This window comes from Achromobacter sp. KK8 (assembly GCF_054188005.1).
The window spans coordinates 1,960,285-1,978,906 of the sequence record NZ_CM135178.1; the positions used below are offsets into that span (position 1 = coordinate 1,960,285).

Here is an 18,622-nt window from a genome sequence, read left to right on the forward strand (position 1 = left end):
GAGCCATCCCGGAGTCCGCCATGCACCGTCCCGTCCTAGCCGTCCTGGCAACCGCCAGCCTGTTGTTTGCCGCGGCGACCACCGTCCGCGCACAGCCCGCGGCGGCGGCACCCGCCGGCGCCTATCCCGACAAGCCGATTACGCTGCTGATCCCGTACCCGCCCGGCGGCAGCGCCGACATGCTGGCCCGCCCGCTGGGCGCGGCCCTGCAAAAGAAGTGGAACCAGCCCGTGGTGCTGGAGTACAAGCCGGGCGCCGGCGGCGCCATCGCCTCGGCCCAGTTGGCCCGCGCCAGGCCCGACGGCTACACCCTGCTGATGGTCCTGGCCGCCCACACCATCAACCCCAGCCTCTATCCCTCGCTGCCCTACGACACCCGGCGCGACTTCGCCCCGGTCTCGCTGGTCGCGACCCTGCCCATGCTGGTCTCGGCGCCGCTGTCCACGCCGGCGAACAACATCCCCGAACTCATCGCCTACGCTAGGCAGCACCCCGGCAAGCTCAGCTTCGCCTCCGCCGGCAACGGCAACACCAGCCACCTGGCCGCCGAGATCTTCAAGCACCGCACCGGCGCCGACATGCTGCACGTTCCCTACAAAGGCAGCGGCCCTGCTGTCGTCGCGTTGCTGGGCGGCGAGGTCTCGCTGATGTTCGACAGCATCTCCACCTCGATCCCCCAAGTGCAGTCCGGCAAGCTCAAGGCCCTGGCCGTCACCGGCGACCAGCGCTCCCCCTTGCTGCCCAACGTCCCCACCGTCGCCGAAGCCGTCCCCGGCTTCGTCATCAACGGCTGGTACGGCATCCTGGCCCCTGCCAACACGCCACCCGCCATCCTCGACACCCTCAGCAGCGCCATCGCCGCCGCCATCAACACCCCCGACCTGAAGGCCCAGCTGAACAGCTACGGCTACGAAACCGTAGGCTCCACTCCCGCCGCCTTCGCCGACCACATCAACAAGGAACTCGACACCTGGAAACAAGCCGTCGAAGTCTCCGGCGCGAAGTTGAACTGACCCGGCAGGGCGCTTCGCGCCCACCGTGTGCAACCGGAAAAGTCACTGTAGGTTCAAGCGAGACAGCCCCCTCAAGACCCGCATACCCGAGAAAACGCTCGCGCAAGACGCAAATCCTCGCATACGCGACAGCGCCCTCATCGCGACGCAAGACACCGCGTAAGCCGCAAAAGGCCGCCCGCGCGGCCGCTTGCGGCGGGCCCCGCAAGACCCTCCCACCCCACACCTAGACGGCAAAAACGCCAAGCAAAAAGCCCGCCCCAGCAACGGCCGTTAAGTTTCAATGCGAGCGTGTGGCGGGGCAGGCGGGGGAGGGCGGGGCGTGTAGATGCGCCCAAGGGAAACCGTAGGGAGCCGAAGGCGTACGAGGTTGACGCAGGGGCAGTCCGGAGCGAACGCTCCGGACCGCAATCGTAGCCCCGTCCTCCCCCGCCTGCCCCGCCACACGCGCCTAAAGAACCCCACCGCCCCAATGCAAAAAAGGCCTTCCAATAAAGAAGGCCAAAAAAAATACTCACCCAACCGACAACACACAATCCAACGCCTCAGGCCCACTCAACCGAACCTGAAACATCCGCAACTCATCCCGCCTGAACACATGCACGCTAACGCGATCACCCACCCGATACTGCCCCAGCAACACTTCGACGCCCGCGGCCCCCTCGACCTTCAAGCCATCGATCGCCACCAGCACATCCCCGGCCGACAGCCCGCCCCTGTGCCCGGCGCCGCCCTCCAGCACGGTCGCCAGCACCAGTGAATCCCCCTGCTTGCGCGTGCGCACATCCAGCGAAGGAATATTGACCGAGGCTTTCCATTGCAGCTTGACGCCTTGAGCGGCCAGCAGCTCCGCCAGCGGCACATCCGCCGTCCCGTAGGCATGTCGCGCAATGAAGCGCCGCGCATCCACCCCGGTCGCCTCCTTGATCAGCGCCGGCAGGCCATCCTCCGCCAACCCCTGCGCCTTGCCGCGATAGAAATCGCGCCCATACCGCTGCCACAACAGCCGCATCACATCGTCCAGCGAATGCACGCCCGCCGACTCCTGGCGGATCAGCAGGTCCAGCCCCAGCGCCACCAGCGCGCCCTTGGTGTAATAGCTGACCAGCGCATTGGGCGAATTCTCGTCCTGCTTGTAATAGCGCGTCCACGCGTCGAACGAACTTTCCGCCACCGACTGCTTGTGCCGCCCCGGCGTGCGCGCCACGCTGGTGATGGTCTTGGCCAGCAGGCGCAGGTAATCGTTCTGCGTGATCACGTTGGAACGCAGCAGCAGCAGATCGTCGTAGTAGGACGTGAAGCCTTCGAACACCCACAACAGCCGCGTCAGGTCCGGCTGCGCCAGGTCGTAGGGAACGAACGCCTGCGGCTTGATGCGCTTGACGTTCCAGGTGTGGAAATACTCGTGGCTGACCAGTCCCAGGAAACCGCGATAGCCTTCGCCCTGGCCCTGCTGGCCCAGCACCGGCAGGTCCTTGCGCGCCGTCATCAGCGCCGTGCTGGCGCGGTGCTCCAGGCCGCCGTAGCCGTCGCCCGTCACCATGGTCATGAAGACATAGCGATCGCTGCTGTCCAGGAATGGCGCGCGCTTGCCGCGCGGTTCGAAGAAGGCGATCTGCGTTTCGCAGATCCTGCGCACGTCGTCGGTGATGCGGGCCAGGTCCAGGTTGGGCGCCACGCCCGTGAACACCAGTTCGTGCTCGGCGCCATGCGCCGTGAAGCTCGCCACCTGCGGCGTGCCCATTTCAACGGGATGATCGATCAGCGCGTCGTAGTCCGGCGCCAGGTACAGGCCGAAGCCATGGCGGCGCGCCGCGCTCTTGTGGCCGCGGGCCTCGGGCAGGCTGGTGTAGACCTTCCAGCCGTCGATGCCGCGCGGCGGTGCCAGGTCCACCAGGCAGGGCAGGTGGTCCTGCCCATGCACCCGCAGGAACACGCTGGTGCCGTTGAAGAAGCCGTGCGTTTCGTCCAGGTGCGCGCCGCGCACCGACAGGTCCCAGGCATACACCGTGTACTCCACCCGCAACGGACCGTCGCAAGGCGCGGCCTGCCAGGTGTGATTATCTATTTTGTCGACAGGCACGCGGCGGCTGCCCGCATGGGCCGTCAGCGACTCGATCTGGCGCGAAAAATCGCGGATCAGGTAGCTGCCCGGAATCCAGGCCGGCAGCGACAGGCGCTGGCCATCCGGCGAGGGCGCCTGGACGGTTAGGGTTATCCGGTAGCGGTGCCCCGCGGGGTCGTGGGGCGCGAGGCGGTAAAGTATGGGGAAAGCATCGGTTTTTTCCATGCGTATATCTTATTTCATCCCATCCTCTGGAGACAGGTAATGAGCGAGTCGTTTGTGCTGGTCGAAACCCGCGGCCGCGTCGGTCTGCTGACGCTGAACCGCCCCAAGGCGCTCAACGCGCTCAACGATCAACTGATGAACGAACTCGGGGCGGCGCTGCTGGCTTTCGAGGCGGACGCGGACATCGGCGCCGTGGTCATCACCGGCAGTGAAAAGGCCTTTGCCGCGGGCGCCGACATCGGCGCCATGAAAGACTGGTCGTACATGGACGTGTACGGCAGCGAATACATCACCCGCAACTGGGAAACCCTCAAGCGCATCCGCAAGCCCGTGATCGCCGCGGTCGCCGGCTACGCCCTGGGCGGCGGCTGCGAACTGGCCATGATGTGCGACATCATCATCGCCGCCGACACCGCCAAGTTCGGCCAGCCGGAAATCAAGCTGGGCGTCATCCCCGGCGCCGGCGGCACGCAGCGCCTGCCGCGCGCGGTGGGCAAGGCCAAGGCCATGGACCTGGCCCTGACCGCCCGCATGATGGGCGCCGAGGAAGCCGAGCGCGCCGGCCTGGTGTCGCGCGTCGTTGCGGCCGACAAGTTGATGGAAGAAGCCATGGACGCGGCCACCGTGATCGCGTCGATGTCGCTGCCGTCGGTCATGATGGCCAAGGAATGCGTCAACCGCGCCTTCGAGGGTTCGCTCAACGAAGGCCTGCTGTTCGAGCGCCGCGTGTTCCATTCCCTGTTCGCCACCGAGGACCAGAAGGAGGGCATGGCCGCCTTCACCGAGAAGCGCAAACCCGACTTCAAACACCGTTAATTCTTGTTACGCCCGTTCCGGCCCCCCGGGCCGGGCATGCCAGGACCAGGGCATCCGCGTTCGACGCCCTGTTTCCGACACGCGCCCACCCCGGGCGCGTTTTTCATGGCTGCGCGATTCCGCGCGGGCGTTGCGCCTTGAAACTTTTGGACAGCACCTTGTTGCAGGGATCGGCCCTATCCTGAAAAGGCGTCACTCTGAAAACGAGGTGCCGCGCCAGAGAGGCTTGCCCGAACTGGTAAGCCTCATGCGCGGCGGCTCGTCTGCAAACAATAGCAACAAGGAGCCTTGCATGCGTACTTCCCCCTTCAATCGCCGGTGGTCCGCCGCCGCGCTCGCGGGCGCGCTGAGCGTCTGCTTCGTGACCGCTACGCAAGCCCAATCGCCGCGGTCGACGCTGCGCCTGGTGTCCGAAACGCCGTATCCCGCCGCCGCCGCGCCCGCGCCGCAGATGAGCGCGCAGGAATTGCGCGACACCGCGATCGATGCGTACGTCTACGCCTATCCCATGGTGCTGATGGAACTGGCGCGCCGCAAGGCCACCGCCGTGCAGTCGCCGCTGGATGGCAAGGCGCCGATGAACCAGTTCGGGCACAAGGCCGCGTTCCCCGACCCGCGCGCCGCCGATACGCCGTGGCCCAGCGCCGACGCGCTGTATTCCAGCCTGTGGTTCGACGTGTCGCGCGCGCCGCTGATCGTGCGCTTGCCGGATACCGGCAAGCGCTACACGGTGCTGTCGGCGCTGGACATGTGGAGCGACGTGTTCGCCTCGCGCGGCACGCGCACCAACGGCCCCGGCGCCCAGTCGTTCGCCATCGTCGGCCCGAACTGGCAGGGCGCGCTGCCGCCGGGCATGGACGTGATCCACAGCCCGACCTCGACCGGCTGGCTGATCGGCTGGACCCAGACCAGCGGTCCGCAGGACTACGCCGGGGTCAACCAGATCCAGGCCAACATGACGGCCAGTCCGATGGTGGCGGCGGCGGCGCCGGTGCCCGGCCGTCATCGTGGCGCCGGCAGCGCCTCGCCTTATCCGCAGACCGGCCCGGGCGTCGGCTCGGCCCCGATCGGCAGCGACGTGCCCATGCCGATGCCGGTGAACCTGCCGGAAGGTACGCCGGCCGAGCAGGCCGCCAGCATGGACGCCGCGTCGTTCTTCACCTTGTTCTTCGACGTGCTGCGCAACAACCCGCCGCATGCCAACGACACGCCCATGCTCGATCGCATGCGCCGCATCGGCCTGGATGGCCGCCAGCCGTTTTCGTATGGCCGCCTGAGTCCCACCGTGCAGCAGGCCCTGGCCGACGCGCAGCCGCTGGCCGGCCGCCGCATCGCCGACGGCGTGTCGCGCCTGGCCACGCCGATCAATGGCTGGAACACCGTGCTCACCGGCATCGGCACCTACGGCACCGACTACACGCGCCGCGCCGCCATCGCCTACGCCGGCCTGGGCGCGCCGACGCCGGAAGACGTGCTCTATCCGGTCACGGTGGCCGACAACAAGGGCCGCGCGCTCAACTCGAACGAAGACTACGTGCTGCACTTCGAGAAGGGCCAGCTGCCGCCGGCCAATGCCTTCTGGTCGCTGCATGTCTATAACGACAAGCACGGCTTCCCGGACAACCCCGCCAATCGCTACGCGCTGCGCAGTACCGACGACCTGAAGTACAACGCCGACGGTTCGCTCGACATCTACATCCAGCGCCGCGATCCGGGCGAGCGCAAGCGTTCCAACTGGCTGGCCACGCCGGCCGCCGATGGCCCGTTCCTGCTCAGCATGCGCCTGTACTGGCCGCAGGACGTGGCGCTGGACGGGCTGTGGGCGCCGCCGCCGGTCAAGGAAGACTGACGCGCTGCGCGCGGCCGGGCGGCGTGTGGGCGCCACCGGCCGGGCAGCTCCGCGCGGCTCCTGCGGGAGCCGCTTTTTCTTGTCCCGAGCGCCCGCGCTTTGGCGCGTTGGCCGGCGTCATTCACGTCCCCAATTTCCGTCGCGACGCGCGGTCCGGCCGGGCCTGTTGTCGCCTTACAAACCCCCTAAAGTTCATTTGCTCGGGTAAAAAAAAACACGCTATACTCTGCGGGTTTGACGCTTGCGGGATAAGAACACAGGGCGATGATTTCGCCGGTTCTGACAGGGGCAAAGGTCGTATGAACGGCTGTAGGACGGCTAGTGTGCGCGGCTGGTAATGCGCGGCTGGTAATGCATGCGTGGCTAGCGGCAATGCGTGGTTAGTGATCGCGGCTACTGATACGGCTTTTAGTACGACGGCTTTAGGCGGGGAAGTTTGATGCAGCAGAACACAGTGCGGCACGAACCTGCGCGCGGTTGGGGTGGAAAGGCCCGGGACGAGTCCTGTGGAATGAACCAGTCCGTTGCGCAACGGGGCGAGGCACGCCAGGTTCTGGCGGGTCAGGATCCGGTGGACCGGGTGCTGGTTCTCAGTGACGCGGATCGCGCGGCGCTGAATGCTCAGGCGGGCCGCGGTCTCCTGTTGGCACTGGCGGCGCAAGGCGCCATGGGGCTCGCAGCAGCAGTAATAGCGGGGGTTGTCGGAGGGGCGGCGGCAGGTTGGTCGGCGCTGGCGGGGGCAGGAGCGTATTTCATACCCAATGCGTTGTTCGCATTGCGCCTGGCTGTCAGTGTTCGGGCCGGTAAAGCCAGTCCCTTTACCTTTCTCTCTGGTGAGTTGATCAAGCTGTTCGCAACGGCATTGCTGTTGTGGCTGCTTTCGCGTGTGGCGCAGGACAGCCTCGTCTGGCCCGCCGCGCTGCTGGGTCTGATACTCACCCTGAAGGGATATCTCCTGCTTTTGATGTTCCGCAAGTTGTCATAGCGCTGCCGGGTAGGTTACGGCAAACGGAATCGTGGAATCGTCCGGCTCGCAAGGGCTCGGGCATACAGCAAATAGGGTAGGATTCAAATGGCTGCTGCCAGCGACGTGTCGCCTCAGTCCGCTTATATTCAGCACCACCTGGTGCACCTGAACAATACGGGCGAAAAACAGACTGCAATTGCTCAGTTTGACATCATCAACTACGACTCGTTGTTCTGGTCCGGCCTGACGGGCCTGATCGTCATCTTCTTCCTGTGGCGCGCCGCCCGCCGTGCGACCGCCGGCGTTCCGGGCCGCTTCCAGGCCTTCGTGGAAATGATCGTCGACATGGTCGACGACCAGGCCAAGGGCATCGTCCACAATGCCAAGAGCCGCCTCTTCATCGCTCCGCTCGCCCTCACCGTGTTCCTCTGGATCATCCTGATGAACGCGCTGGACCTGCTGCCCGTCGACCTGATGCCGTCGATCTGGCGCCTGACCGGCCTGGGCGCGCACCATGGCGACCCCCTCTACTACCACCGCGTGCTGCCGACCGCCGACCTGAACGTGCCGATGGGCATGTCGCTGGGCGTGCTGCTGCTGATGTTCTACTACGGCATCAAGATCAAGCACCCGGGCGGCTTCGTCAAGGAACTGTTCACCGCGCCGTTCCATGCGCATGGCCTGGGCGCGCTCGTCCTGGCTCCGTTCAACCTGCTGCTGAACCTGATCGAATACGCCGCCAAGTCCGTGTCGCTGGGCATGCGGTTGTTCGGCAACATGTTCGCCGGCGAATTGATTTTCATGCTGATCGCCCTGCTGGGCGGTGCCTGGACCGGTTTCAACGGCGCCAGCATCGGCTTGGGAATCGGCCACGTGCTGGCCGGCTCGATCTGGGCCATCTTCCACATCCTGATCGTGTTGCTCCAGGCCTTCATCTTCATGATGCTGACCCTGGTGTACCTCGGCCAGGCGCACGAAGGCCACTGATCCCCCGAATTTCCGGCGCCGGCCACCCGGCCGGCGCTGGATAGCAAGATCATCTTGCATTGAGCAGTACCCCAATCTTTTTATTTTTTGACTTCAGATTTCTAACCAAGGAGTTGTCATGACCAACGTCGCTTTCGTTGCTCTCGCTTGCGGTCTTATCATCGGTCTGGGCGCTATCGGCGCTTGCATCGGCATCGCACTGATGGGCGGCAAATACCTGGAAGCTTCGGCTCGTCAGCCTGAACTGATGAACGCTCTGCAAACCAAGATGTTCCTGCTGGCTGGCCTGATCGACGCGGCATTCCTGATCGGCGTGGGTATCGCCATGCTGTTCGCCTTCGCCAACCCGTTCGTCGGCTAAGGCACGCCCGCCGGCGAAAAGGCGGGTCATGACGCTGGCGGCGATGCGGGCTTGAGCCCCGTCGCCGGCCGGCAAAGTATCGAGTGCTCCGCGTTGCCCGTCCCGGGCGCCGTCGGAGCCGCAAGGTGTTAAAGGAACGACCGTGAATCTGAACGCGACGATCATTTTCCAGATGCTCGTGTTCTTCGTTCTGGGCTGGTTCACGATGAAATTCGTGTGGCCTCCTCTGACGAAGGCGATGGACGAGCGCCGCCAAAAAATCGCCGACGGCCTTGCCGCCGCGGAGAAGGGCAAGGCCGATCTGGCCCAGGCCCAGGCGCGTGTCAGTCTGATCGAGGCTTCTGCCAAGTCCGAAAACCACGCCCGCATCATCGAGGCCGAGAAGCAAGCCGCCTCCCTGATCGAGCAGGCCCGCCGTGAAGCGGAAGCCGAGCGTGCCCGCATCGTGGCGCAAGCTGCACAGGATGCCGCGCAGGAAGTCCAGCGCGCCCGTGATTCGCTGCGCGACGACGTCGCCGCGCTGGCCGTCAAGGGTGCTGAGCAGATCCTCAAGCGCGAGGTTGACGCCCGCGCCCACGCCGAGCTGCTGAACCAGCTTCGCGCGCAGCTTTAATCCGGGACCGTCATGGCTGAACTTTCCACTGTTGCCAGGCCGTACGCCGAAGCCCTGTTCGCCGCCGCGCGCGACGACAAGGCGGGCCTGCAGGCTTGGGCCGACCTGGTCAGCGAGCTGTCGCAGGTCGCCTCCAACCCCGACGTGCGCGAGGCCATGGCCGATCCGCGTCTGGGTGACAAGCAGCGCGTCGAGCTGTTCACCGGCCTGGTGAAGGCCGAACTGCCCCAGGCCGCCCGCAATTTCATCGAGCTGCTGGTCGAAAACGACCGGTTGCTGCTGCTGCCCGAGATCGCCACGCAATTCGTGGTGCTGCGGAACCGTCACGACGGCACGGCGCAGGCGGAAATCACCAGCGCGTTCGAGCTGAGCGACGCCCAGGTCCAAGAACTGGTCGCCGCCCTCGAGAAGAAATTCGGCCTGAAGCTCAAGCCCGTCGTCACCGTCGACCAGTCGTTGATCGGCGGCGTGCGCGTGGCCGTCGGGGACCAGGTGCTCGATACTTCCGTACAAGCCCAATTGGCCCGCATGCGCGATACGCTCGCCGCTTAAAGGCAGCACTAACAGGATTCCAGGAGTCAATATGCAACTCAATCCCTCCGAGATCAGCGAACTGCTCAAGAGCCGCATCGAGGGCCTGGGCGCTTCGGCTGATGTCCGTACTCAGGGCACCGTCGTGTCCGTGACCGACGGTATTACCCGCATCCACGGCCTGTCCGACGTGATGCAGGGCGAAATGCTCGAATTCCCCAACAACGTCTTCGGTCTGGCGCTCAACCTCGAGCGTGATTCCGTCGGCGCCGTTATTCTCGGTGACTACACCGGCGTGTCCGAAGGCGACGCGGTCAAGACGACCGGCCGCATTCTGGAAGTGCCGGTCGGCCCCGAGCTGAAAGGCCGCGTGGTCAACACGCTGGGCGAGCCGATCGACGGCAAGGGCCCCGTGAACGCCAAGGCCACCGACATCATCGAAAAAGTGGCCCCCGGCGTTATCGCCCGCCGCTCGGTGTCGCAGCCGCTGCAAACCGGCATCAAGGCTATCGACTCGATGGTTCCCATCGGCCGTGGCCAGCGCGAACTGATCATTGGCGACCGCCAGACCGGCAAGACCGCCGTGGCCGTCGACACCATCATCAGCCAGAAGGGCAAGGGCGTCACCTGCGTGTACGTCGCCATCGGCCAGAAGGCTTCGACGATCAACAACGTGGTGCGCAAGCTGGAAGAGCACGGCGCGATGGAATACACCATCGTCGTGGCCGCCTCGGCTTCGGACTCCGCCGCCATGCAGTACCTGGCCGCCTACGCCGGCTGCACGATGGGCGAATACTTCCGCGATCGCGGCGAAGACGCCCTGATCGTCTATGACGACCTGACCAAGCAAGCCTGGGCCTACCGCCAGGTCTCGCTGCTGCTGCGCCGTCCGCCGGGCCGCGAAGCCTACCCGGGCGACGTGTTCTACCTGCACTCGCGCCTGCTGGAACGTGCCGCCCGCGTGAACGAAGACTACGTCGAGAAGTTCACCGATGGCGCCGTCAAGGGCAAGACCGGCTCGCTGACCGCGCTGCCGATCATCGAAACCCAGGCGGGCGACGTGTCGGCCTTCGTTCCGACCAACGTGATCTCGATCACCGACGGCCAGATCTTCCTGGAAACCGACCTGTTCAACGCTGGTGTGCGTCCCGCCATCAACGCCGGTATCTCGGTGTCGCGCGTGGGCGGCGCCGCCCAGACCAAGGTCGTCAAGAAGCTGTCCGGCGGTATCCGTACCGACCTGGCGCAGTACCGTGAACTGGCCGCCTTCGCGCAGTTCGCCTCGGACCTGGACGACGCCACCCGTCGCCAGCTCGAGCGCGGCAAGCGCGTGGTCGAACTGCTCAAGCAGCCGCAATACCAGCCGCTGCAGGTGTGGGAACTGGCCGTCACGCTGTACACGGTCAACAACGGCTACCTGGATGACGTGGACGTGGCCCAGGTGCTGTCGTTCGAAAAGGCGCTCAAGGACCAGCTCAAGGCCAAGCACGCCGCCCTGATCCAGCGCGTCGAAGACACCAAGGAACTGTCCAAGGACGACGAAGGCGAACTCGCCGCCGCCATCCAGGAATTCAAGAAGCACGGTGCTTTTTAAGAAAGTGATGGGTTAGGCGTCAGCTGCGCCTCACCCATCCTTATCGGATGGTTGAGGCGCAAGCGCCAACCCATCGGCCAGTCTTCACAGGAAAGCGCAATGCCCGGAATTAAGGAAATCCGAACCAAGATCAAGAGCGTGCAAAACACGCGCAAGATCACCAAGGCGATGGAAATGGTCGCCGCATCCAAGATGCGCAAGGCGCAGGAGCGGATGCGCGCGGGCCGTCCGTACGCCACCAAGGTGCGCGAGATCGCCGCGCACCTGATGCAGGCCAACCCCGAGTACAGCCACCCGTACCTGGTCGAGCGCGAAGTCAAGGCGGTCGGCGTGGTCATGGTGACGACGGACAAGGGTCTGTGCGGCGGCTTGAACACCAACATCACCCGCGTGGTGCTGTCGAAGCTGAAAGAGTTCGAGAAAAACGGCATCGCCGTTCAAGCGACCGCTTTCGGCAACAAGGGCGTGGGCGTGCTGTCCCGTATCGGCGCCAAGCTGGTTTCCCAGGAAGTGCAACTGGGCGACAAGCCGCAACTGGATCGCCTGCTGGGCGCGATCAAGGTGCAGCTGGACGCCTACCTGGAAGGCCGCATCGACGCGCTGTACGTGGCTTCGACCCGCTTCGTCAACACGATGAAGCAGGAGCCGCTGTTCCTGCGTCTGCTGCCCCTGGCCAGCGGTTTGGAAGATCCGTACCAGACGGGCGCCGAAAGCCTGGCCAAGACTTCGGAAGTGAAATCGGATTACAGCTGGGATTACATCTACGAACCCGACGCTCGTAGCGTGATCGACGACCTGCTGCAGCGTTACGTGGAAGGCCTGCTGTACCAAGCCGTGGCCGAGAACATGGCTTCGGAGCAGTCGGCCCGGATGGTCGCCATGAAGGCGGCGTCGGACAACGCCAAGAAGGTCATCGGCGATCTGCAGCTGGTCTACAACAAGACCCGCCAGGCCGCGATCACCAAGGAAATTTCGGAAATCGTAGGGGGCGCTGCCGCCGTCTGAGGCAGGCAGCATCCCGTCAAAAGCTATCAAGCAAGGAATCGACATGAGCAACGGAACCATCGTTCAGTGCATCGGCGCCGTGGTGGATATTCAGTTCCCCCGCGATCACATGCCCAAGATCTACGAAGCGCTTACTCTGGTCGACGAGGGTTCCTCGTTCGCCGAAAAGGGTCTGACGCTGGAAGTGCAGCAACAGCTGGGTGACGGCGTGGTGCGTACCATCGCCCTGGGCTCCAGCGACGGCCTGCGCCGCGGCATGAAGGTCGCCGGCACCGGCGCCCCGATCTCGGTGCCGGTCGGCACCGGCACGCTCGGCCGCATCATGGACGTGCTGGGCCGCCCGATCGACGAAGCTGGCGAAATCCAGCACGACGAAAAGCGTGGCATTCACCAACCGGCTCCCCGTTTCGACGAGCTGTCGCCGTCGGTGGAACTGCTGGAAACCGGCATCAAGGTTATCGACCTGGTGTGCCCGTTCGCCAAGGGCGGCAAGGTCGGCCTGTTCGGCGGCGCCGGCGTGGGCAAGACCGTCAACATGATGGAACTGATCAACAACATCGCCAAGCAGCACAGCGGCTTGTCGGTGTTCGCCGGCGTGGGTGAGCGTACCCGTGAAGGCAACGACTTCTACCACGAAATGGAAGAGTCGAACGTTCTGGACAAGGTCGCCATGGTGTTCGGTCAGATGAACGAACCCCCGGGCAACCGTCTGCGCGTGGCGCTGACCGGCCTGACGATGGCCGAGAAGTTCCGCGACGAAGGCCGCGACATCCTGTTCTTCGTGGACAACATCTACCGCTACACCCTGGCCGGTACCGAAGTGTCGGCGCTGCTGGGCCGTATGCCGTCGGCGGTGGGCTACCAGCCCACGCTGGCCGAGGAAATGGGCAAGCTGCAAGAGCGCATCACGTCCACCAAGACCGGCTCGATCACCTCGATCCAGGCCGTGTACGTGCCCGCTGACGACTTGACCGACCCGTCGCCCGCCACCACCTTCCAGCACTTGGACTCGACCGTCGTGCTGTCGCGTGACATCGCCGCCCTGGGTATCTACCCGGCCGTGGACCCGCTGGACTCGTCCAGCCGCCAGCTCGACCCGCAAGTCGTCGGCGAAGAGCACTACGCCGTGGCCCGTGGCGTGCAGCAGACGCTGCAGCGCTACAAGGAACTGCGCGACATCATCGCGATTCTGGGCATGGACGAACTGTCGCCGGAAGACAAGCAGGCCGTGGCCCGCGCCCGCAAGATCCAGCGTTTCCTGTCGCAGCCGTTCCACGTGGCCGAAGTGTTCACCGGTTCGCCCGGCAAGTACGTGCCGCTGGCCGAAACCATCCGTGGTTTCAAGATGATCGTGAACGGCGAGTGCGATGCGCTGCCGGAACAGGCCTTCTACATGGTCGGCTCGATCGACGAGGCCTTCGAGAAGGCCAAGAAACTGCAATAAGGAACCGATATGGCTACCCTGCATGTGGATGTCGTCAGCGCAGAGGAAGCGATCTTCTCCGGTGAGGCGAAGTTCGTGGTGCTGCCTGGCGAGGCGGGTGAGCTGGGCATCCTGCCCGGCCACACCCCGCTGATCTCGCGCGTACGCCCCGGGACGGTCAAGATCGTCCGTGCCGACCAAGGCGAGGAGAACATCTTCGTCGCCGGGGGCATTCTGGAAGTGCAGCCGGGCAGCGTGACGGTCCTGGCCGACACCGCCATCCGCGCCGCCGACCTGGACGAGGCCCGTGCCCTGGAAGCGCGCAAGCGCGCCGAAGAGGCCCTGGCCAACGCCAAGGACAAGGCGGACATCGCGGTTGTCGAAGCCGAGCTGGCGATGCTGGCGGCGCAAGCCGTCGCCGCGCGCAAGCTGCGTCAAGGCGGTCGCTCGCACTGAGTGCAAGCATGACCTGCCGGGGTTCGCCCCGGATCCGGGAAAAGCGGCCATGGGCCGCTTTTTTCATTTGCGCGGCCACGGCTGCGCAACCCCTCGGTCAGCCGCAGGCCGGCCTGCGTTCGCTACGAATGGCGGCCCGGCTGGCGCGCCGGTAGCCTTCAGGCATTGCAATTCGAAGCTGGAGGGTGGCGTGCGAGAAACCATGGATTGCGGGGTGCTGCTGGCGCCCGGCCACGAAACCGCCATGGGCGACTGGGTCGCGCGCGACCAGCCGCGGCTGGCGCGGGTGCGTTTGCATCTGGTGCACCTGCGGCTGCCGGGCAGCGGTCCGGGTGGTCCGGATACGCACGCGCTGGCGGGGCTGGCGGTGGGGTTGCGCCGCTACGATCACTGCGTCCTGCCGGTCGCGCCGGCTTCGCTGGCGTGGACCCGCATGTCCTTGCAGCAGGCCCGCGGCACGCTTGCCACGCCCATCCTGCTGCTGGTGCACGACATGACCGCGCCCGCCATCGAAGACCTGCTGCGCCTGGGCGCCGCCGATTTCATCGCGTCGCCGTACTGCCTGGAAAGCCTGCGCGTGCGGCTCGGCCGGCTGGCGCGGCGCGCGCCCTTGCCGGGCGGCCTGGTGGAAGAACCCGGCGTGATATACGCCGCCGCCGCGCCACGCGCCGTTGGCGCGGCCGACGTCCGGCCGCGGGTGCCTCGGCAGGTGTTGCAACAGGGGCTGGCGGGGATGCGCTACCAGCCGGGCCGCGAAGCCCAGGAACCCTTCCGGCAGGCCAAGGCGCGCGTGGTCGATGGTTTCGAATCCGACTATATCCGCCTGGCGCTGTCCCGCCACCAGGGCAACGTGGCGCGCGCCGCGCGCGCCTCCAGCAAGCATCGGCGGGCTTTCTGGGCGCTGATGCGCAAGCATGGCATCGATGCCGGACCCTACCGCCGGCAGGCCGAGCAGGCGCGAGACTAGCGCCGGCGGCCCTGCCCGGCAGCGGTTGCGCGGCGGTCGCGGCGCCGCGTGTCGCCAACCCGTGACGAAAGCGCGGCGGCTTGCGTCACGGCAAGCCCGGATCGCGTGCGCGCCGCACCCTGTCAGCTTGGGGCAGTAAAATCACGGCTTCCGATCATCGAGGATAGTCGTGTCCGCTTCCGTCTTGAAGAACGATGTGTTCTTGCGCGCGCTGCTGCGCGAGCCCGTGCCCTACACCCCGATCTGGCTGATGCGCCAGGCGGGCCGCTACCTGCCCGAATACCGCGAGACGCGGGCCCGGGCCGGTTCCTTCATGGGCCTGGCTCAGAATCCGGACTACGCCTCGGAAGTCACGCTGCAGCCGCTGGAGCGTTTCGACCTGGACGCGGCCATCCTGTTTTCCGACATCCTGACCGTGCCGCACGCCATGGGCCTGGGCCTGGACTTCGCCGAAGGCGAGGGGCCGCGCTTTGCCCGTCCGGTGCGTACCGAGGACGACGTGGCGCGCCTGGCGGTGCCCGACATGGACAAGCTGCGCTATGTGTTCGATGCCGTCGGCACCATCCGCCGCGACCTGGACGGCAAGGTGCCGCTGATCGGCTTTGCCGGCAGTCCCTGGACCATCGCCTGCTACATGGTCGAAGGGCAGGGCAGCGACGATTACCGGCTGATCAAGACCATGCTGTATTCGCGTCCGGACCTGCTGCACCGCATCCTGGAAATCAACGCCGAAGCCACGCTGCAATACCTGAACGCCCAGATCACGGCGGGCGCGCAGGCCGTCATGCTGTTCGACAGCTGGGGCGGTGTGCTGGCCGACGGTCTGTTCCAGCAGTTTTCGCTGGCCTACACCCGCAAGGTGGTGGCCGGCCTGACGCGCGAACACGAAGGCCGCCGCGTGCCGGCCATTGTCTTCACCAAGGGCGGCGGCCAGTGGCTGGAAGACATCGCCGCCTGCGGCTGCGACGCCGTGGGCCTGGACTGGACCGTCGACCTGGCGGCGGCGCGGCGCCGCACCGGCGACTGCGTCGCGTTCCAGGGCAACCTCGACCCGATGGCCCTGTTCGGCGGCGCCGACGCCATCCGCGCCGAGGCTCGCCGCGTGCTGGACGCTTTCGGGCCGGTGGGCAAAGGTGGGCATGTGTTCAACCTGGGGCATGGCATTTCGCGCTTCACTCCCCCAGACGCGGTAGCGGAATTGGTGGATGAAGTCCACCGTCACAGCCGTTCGCTCAGAGGGTAAGTGAGTGAACGCTTCGGCCCGCAGGGCCGGGCGTCGAGGCCTCCCGAGCGCAGTTGTGCACAGCAAGATTGCGCTCGGGGAAAACCCTTTATAAGCTATTTTACAATCTTGGAAGTTTGTACAAGTCGTTGTTTTTAATGGAATAAAATAAGTTTTCAACAGGATTGCAAGACTTGATGCAATCTTGCCTTATTCCAATATTTAACGTTGCCCCGGCCTTTTCCCCAAAGTTATCCACAGGCTTCCCCTGGCGTTCTGGAAGGGGTTGAGGCGACAATCCCCTCTGGCCGGCCCGGCCCATTTTCCCGACACCGTTTTCCCGACTTGCGGGCCCGCACCGTCCATGTTCCGTTTTCTCCTCCATGTCTGAAGTCTTCGCGCTGGTCGAATCCACGCCGGCCGCGCCCGCGGCGGTCTGCTGGGTGCGCGTCGCGCTGGACGTGCCCTTGCCCGGCCCATTCGATTACCGCCACCACGAGCCGATCGCCGCCGGCCTGCGGGTGATCGTGCCGTTCGGCCGCCGCAAGCTGATCGGCGTGGTGGTGGACAACCCGGCCGAGCCGTCCTACGAGCCCAGGCAGATCAAGCCGATCGAGGAAGTGCTGCGCGACCTGCCGCCCTTTGACGAAGGCTGGCTGCGCCTGGCGCGCTTTGCCGCCGAGTACTACCAGCGGCCGCTGGGCGAGGTGATGCTGCCGACGCTGCCGCCGCCGCTGCGCAAGCCGACCGCCTACCAGGGCAAGCGCTCGGCCGGCGGCCCGGTGGCGCGGCTGGACGGACGCAAGCGCAAGGCGGTCCGCGACCCGGCCACGGCCGACCAGCCGCCCGAGCTGAACGATGCGCAGCGCCAAGCGGTGGACACCATCGCGGGGCTCGCCAGGTTCAAGCCCGTGCTGTTGTATGGCGTGACTGGCAGCGGCAAGACCGAGGTCTACCTGCGCGCCGCCGAAAAAGTGCTGGCCACGGGCCGCCAGGTGCTGCTGCTGGTGCCGGAAATCAACCTGACGCCGCAGCTGGAAGGCGCGTTGCGCGCCCGGCTGGAAGGCCTGCTGGGGCCGGACGGCCTGGCGGTGCTGCACAGCGGCCTGTCCGATGGCGAACGACTGCAGGCCTGGGCGCGCGCGCAGCGTGGCCAGGCGCGCATGCTGCTGGGCACGCGCATGGCGATCTTCGCGCCCATGAGCGAGCTGGGCCTGATCGTGGTCGACGAAGAGCACGACGCCTCGTACAAGCAGCAGGACGGCCTGCGCTATTCCGCGCGCGACCTGGCGGTGTGGCGCGCCCATGATCTCGACATTCCGGTGGTGCTGGGCTCGGCCACGCCGTCGCTGGAAACCTGGCAGCATGCCGAGCGCGGCCGCTACCTGCGGCTGGCGCTGCCGGCGCGCGCCCGCGCCAGTTCGCTGCCGGCCATGAAGCTGGTCGACACCCGCCGCCTGCAGATGAAGCACGGCATGTCGCCGCAGTTGCTGGAGGCCCTGGGCGAACGGCTGGCGCGCAAGGAACAGTCGCTGATCTTCCTGAACCGCCGCGGTTACGCGCCGGTGCTGCATTGCCAGTCCTGCGGCTGGGTCAGCAATTGCCCGCGCTGCACCGCCTTCACGGTGCTGCACCGCGCCGCCGGCCGCGGCCACCGCCTGCAATGCCACCACTGCGGCTACCAGGCGCCGGTGCCGCATGCCTGCCCCGAATGCGGCGACCAGGACCTGGCGCCGATGGGGCGCGGCACGCAGCGGGTCGAGGAACACCTGGCCGAACTGTTCCCCGAGGCGCGCATCCTGCGCATCGACGCCGACAGCACCCGCAAGAAAGGCAGCGCCGAGGCGTTGTTCGCATCGGTGCATGCGGGCGAGGTCGACATCCTGGTCGGCACGCAGATGGTGTCCAAGGGCCACGACTTCGCGCGGCTCGGGCTGGTCGGCGTGCTCAACCCCGATTCGGCATTGTTCGCGCATGATTTCCGCGCGCCCGAACGCCTGTTCGCCCAGTTGATGCAGGTGGCGGGCCGCGCCGGCCGCCACCAGGGCAACGGCCAGGTCATCATCCAGACCGGCTATCCCGAGCAGCCGGTGTACCAGGCGCTGCTGCGCCACGACTACGCGGGCTTTGCGCGCCATGCGCTGCAAGAGCGCGAAAGCACCGGCCTGCCGCCGTTCGCCTACCAGGCCCTGCTGACGGCCGAGGCGCGCGAGCTGGCGGTGGCGCAGGCTTTCCTGCAACAGGCGCGCGCCCTGCCCGAAGGCGAGTGGGCCGCCGATTTTCCGGGGCTGGACGCGATCATGCTGTACGACCCGGTGCCGTTGCGCGTGGTGCGGGTGGCCAATATCGAGCGCGCCCAGCTGCTGGTGGAGAGCACCAGCCGCCCGGCGTTGCAGGCCTTCCTGGCGTCGTGGTCGCACCACCTGCCGTACCTGGCCAACGAGGCCCGGGTGCGCTGGCAGCTGGAGGTCGACCCGCTGGAAATCTGACCCGCGCGCCGCGCCCGTCCGATTACTCTATGTCGTTCC

General features: G+C 66.1%; 16 protein-coding genes. 15 read left to right on the forward strand and 1 reads right to left on the reverse strand.

Going from position 1 to position 18,622, the window contains the following annotated elements:
- Nucleotides 1–20: 20 nt before the first annotated feature.
- The gene (locus tag ACVN9Z_RS09085) at nucleotides 21–1,013 is read left to right on the forward strand and encodes a tripartite tricarboxylate transporter substrate binding protein (protein ID WP_458213349.1); all 993 of its coding nucleotides are present in this window, start codon (nucleotides 21–23) and stop codon (nucleotides 1,011–1,013) included.
- Between the two features lie 514 nt (nucleotides 1,014–1,527).
- On the opposite strand, the gene ACVN9Z_RS09090 is transcribed toward ACVN9Z_RS09085, so the two are convergent.
- The gene (locus ACVN9Z_RS09090) at nucleotides 1,528–3,303 is read right to left on the reverse strand and encodes a M61 family metallopeptidase (RefSeq protein WP_458213350.1); all 1,776 of its coding nucleotides are present in this window, start codon (nucleotides 3,301–3,303) and stop codon (nucleotides 1,528–1,530) included.
- Between the two features lie 39 nt (nucleotides 3,304–3,342).
- On the opposite strand from ACVN9Z_RS09090, the gene ACVN9Z_RS09095 reads away from it, so the two are divergent.
- From ACVN9Z_RS09095 to ACVN9Z_RS09160, 14 genes are all read left to right on the forward strand, one after another.
- Complete coding sequence (locus tag ACVN9Z_RS09095; protein ID WP_006386761.1) at nucleotides 3,343–4,119, forward strand: enoyl-CoA hydratase; 777 nt, start codon at nucleotides 3,343–3,345, stop codon at nucleotides 4,117–4,119.
- A gap of 292 nt (nucleotides 4,120–4,411) precedes the next feature.
- The gene (locus ACVN9Z_RS09100; RefSeq protein ID WP_006386762.1) at nucleotides 4,412–5,968 is read left to right on the forward strand and encodes a DUF1254 domain-containing protein; all 1,557 of its coding nucleotides are present in this window, start codon (nucleotides 4,412–4,414) and stop codon (nucleotides 5,966–5,968) included.
- Between the two features lie 571 nt (nucleotides 5,969–6,539).
- Entirely contained in the window at nucleotides 6,540–6,953 is a 414-nt protein-coding gene (locus ACVN9Z_RS09105) for an ATP synthase subunit I (protein WP_026385148.1), read from the forward strand.
- Nucleotides 6,954–7,040: 87 nt separating this feature from the next.
- On the forward strand, nucleotides 7,041–7,922 hold the full coding sequence (gene atpB, locus ACVN9Z_RS09110; protein WP_006386764.1) for a F0F1 ATP synthase subunit A: 882 nt from the start codon (nucleotides 7,041–7,043) through the stop codon (nucleotides 7,920–7,922).
- A gap of 118 nt (nucleotides 7,923–8,040) precedes the next feature.
- Entirely contained in the window at nucleotides 8,041–8,283 is a 243-nt protein-coding gene (gene atpE, locus ACVN9Z_RS09115) for a F0F1 ATP synthase subunit C (protein WP_003815363.1), read from the forward strand.
- A gap of 142 nt (nucleotides 8,284–8,425) precedes the next feature.
- Nucleotides 8,426–8,896, forward strand: coding sequence for a F0F1 ATP synthase subunit B (locus tag ACVN9Z_RS09120; protein WP_006227275.1), 471 nt, complete (start codon nucleotides 8,426–8,428; stop codon nucleotides 8,894–8,896).
- 12 nt (nucleotides 8,897–8,908) lie between these two features.
- A complete protein-coding gene (locus ACVN9Z_RS09125) occupies nucleotides 8,909–9,448 on the forward strand; it encodes a F0F1 ATP synthase subunit delta (protein ID WP_006386765.1) in 540 nt (179 codons plus the stop codon).
- A gap of 31 nt (nucleotides 9,449–9,479) precedes the next feature.
- Entirely contained in the window at nucleotides 9,480–11,021 is a 1,542-nt protein-coding gene (atpA, locus tag ACVN9Z_RS09130; protein ID WP_006386766.1) for a F0F1 ATP synthase subunit alpha, read from the forward strand.
- 99 nt (nucleotides 11,022–11,120) lie between these two features.
- Nucleotides 11,121–12,026 (forward strand): F0F1 ATP synthase subunit gamma, encoded by a 906-nt coding sequence (gene atpG, locus ACVN9Z_RS09135; RefSeq protein WP_006386767.1) that lies wholly within the window; start codon nucleotides 11,121–11,123, stop codon nucleotides 12,024–12,026.
- A 43-nt stretch (nucleotides 12,027–12,069) separates the two neighbouring features.
- The gene (atpD, locus tag ACVN9Z_RS09140; RefSeq protein ID WP_006386768.1) at nucleotides 12,070–13,470 is read left to right on the forward strand and encodes a F0F1 ATP synthase subunit beta; all 1,401 of its coding nucleotides are present in this window, start codon (nucleotides 12,070–12,072) and stop codon (nucleotides 13,468–13,470) included.
- Nucleotides 13,471–13,479: 9 nt separating this feature from the next.
- Nucleotides 13,480–13,905 carry a F0F1 ATP synthase subunit epsilon gene (locus tag ACVN9Z_RS09145; protein ID WP_020925456.1) on the forward strand — a complete coding sequence of 142 codons (426 nt, stop codon included), beginning with the start codon at nucleotides 13,480–13,482 and terminating at the stop codon, nucleotides 13,903–13,905.
- Between the two features lie 190 nt (nucleotides 13,906–14,095).
- Entirely contained in the window at nucleotides 14,096–14,872 is a 777-nt protein-coding gene (locus ACVN9Z_RS09150; RefSeq protein WP_026385149.1) for a hypothetical protein, read from the forward strand.
- A gap of 169 nt (nucleotides 14,873–15,041) precedes the next feature.
- Complete coding sequence (hemE, locus tag ACVN9Z_RS09155) at nucleotides 15,042–16,115, forward strand: uroporphyrinogen decarboxylase (protein WP_054443749.1); 1,074 nt, start codon at nucleotides 15,042–15,044, stop codon at nucleotides 16,113–16,115.
- A 362-nt stretch (nucleotides 16,116–16,477) separates the two neighbouring features.
- Nucleotides 16,478–18,583, forward strand: coding sequence for a primosomal protein N' (locus ACVN9Z_RS09160; RefSeq protein WP_024067548.1), 2,106 nt, complete (start codon nucleotides 16,478–16,480; stop codon nucleotides 18,581–18,583).
- The last annotated feature ends 39 nt before the right edge of the window (nucleotides 18,584–18,622 follow it).

Coding starts and splice junctions, on each gene's coding strand:
- ACVN9Z_RS09085 (WP_458213349.1), top strand. CDS start 21: ATGCACCGTCCCGTCCTAGCCGTCCTGGCAACCGCCAGCCTGTTGTTT.
- ACVN9Z_RS09090 (WP_458213350.1), bottom strand. CDS start 3,303: ATGGAAAAAACCGATGCTTTCCCCATACTTTACCGCCTCGCGCCCCAC.
- ACVN9Z_RS09095 (WP_006386761.1), top strand. CDS start 3,343: ATGAGCGAGTCGTTTGTGCTGGTCGAAACCCGCGGCCGCGTCGGTCTG.
- ACVN9Z_RS09100 (WP_006386762.1), top strand. CDS start 4,412: ATGCGTACTTCCCCCTTCAATCGCCGGTGGTCCGCCGCCGCGCTCGCG.
- atpB (WP_006386764.1), top strand. CDS start 7,041: ATGGCTGCTGCCAGCGACGTGTCGCCTCAGTCCGCTTATATTCAGCAC.
- atpE (WP_003815363.1), top strand. CDS start 8,041: ATGACCAACGTCGCTTTCGTTGCTCTCGCTTGCGGTCTTATCATCGGT.
- ACVN9Z_RS09125 (WP_006386765.1), top strand. CDS start 8,909: ATGGCTGAACTTTCCACTGTTGCCAGGCCGTACGCCGAAGCCCTGTTC.
- atpA (WP_006386766.1), top strand. CDS start 9,480: ATGCAACTCAATCCCTCCGAGATCAGCGAACTGCTCAAGAGCCGCATC.
- atpG (WP_006386767.1), top strand. CDS start 11,121: ATGCCCGGAATTAAGGAAATCCGAACCAAGATCAAGAGCGTGCAAAAC.
- atpD (WP_006386768.1), top strand. CDS start 12,070: ATGAGCAACGGAACCATCGTTCAGTGCATCGGCGCCGTGGTGGATATT.
- ACVN9Z_RS09145 (WP_020925456.1), top strand. CDS start 13,480: ATGGCTACCCTGCATGTGGATGTCGTCAGCGCAGAGGAAGCGATCTTC.
- ACVN9Z_RS09160 (WP_024067548.1), top strand. CDS start 16,478: ATGTCTGAAGTCTTCGCGCTGGTCGAATCCACGCCGGCCGCGCCCGCG.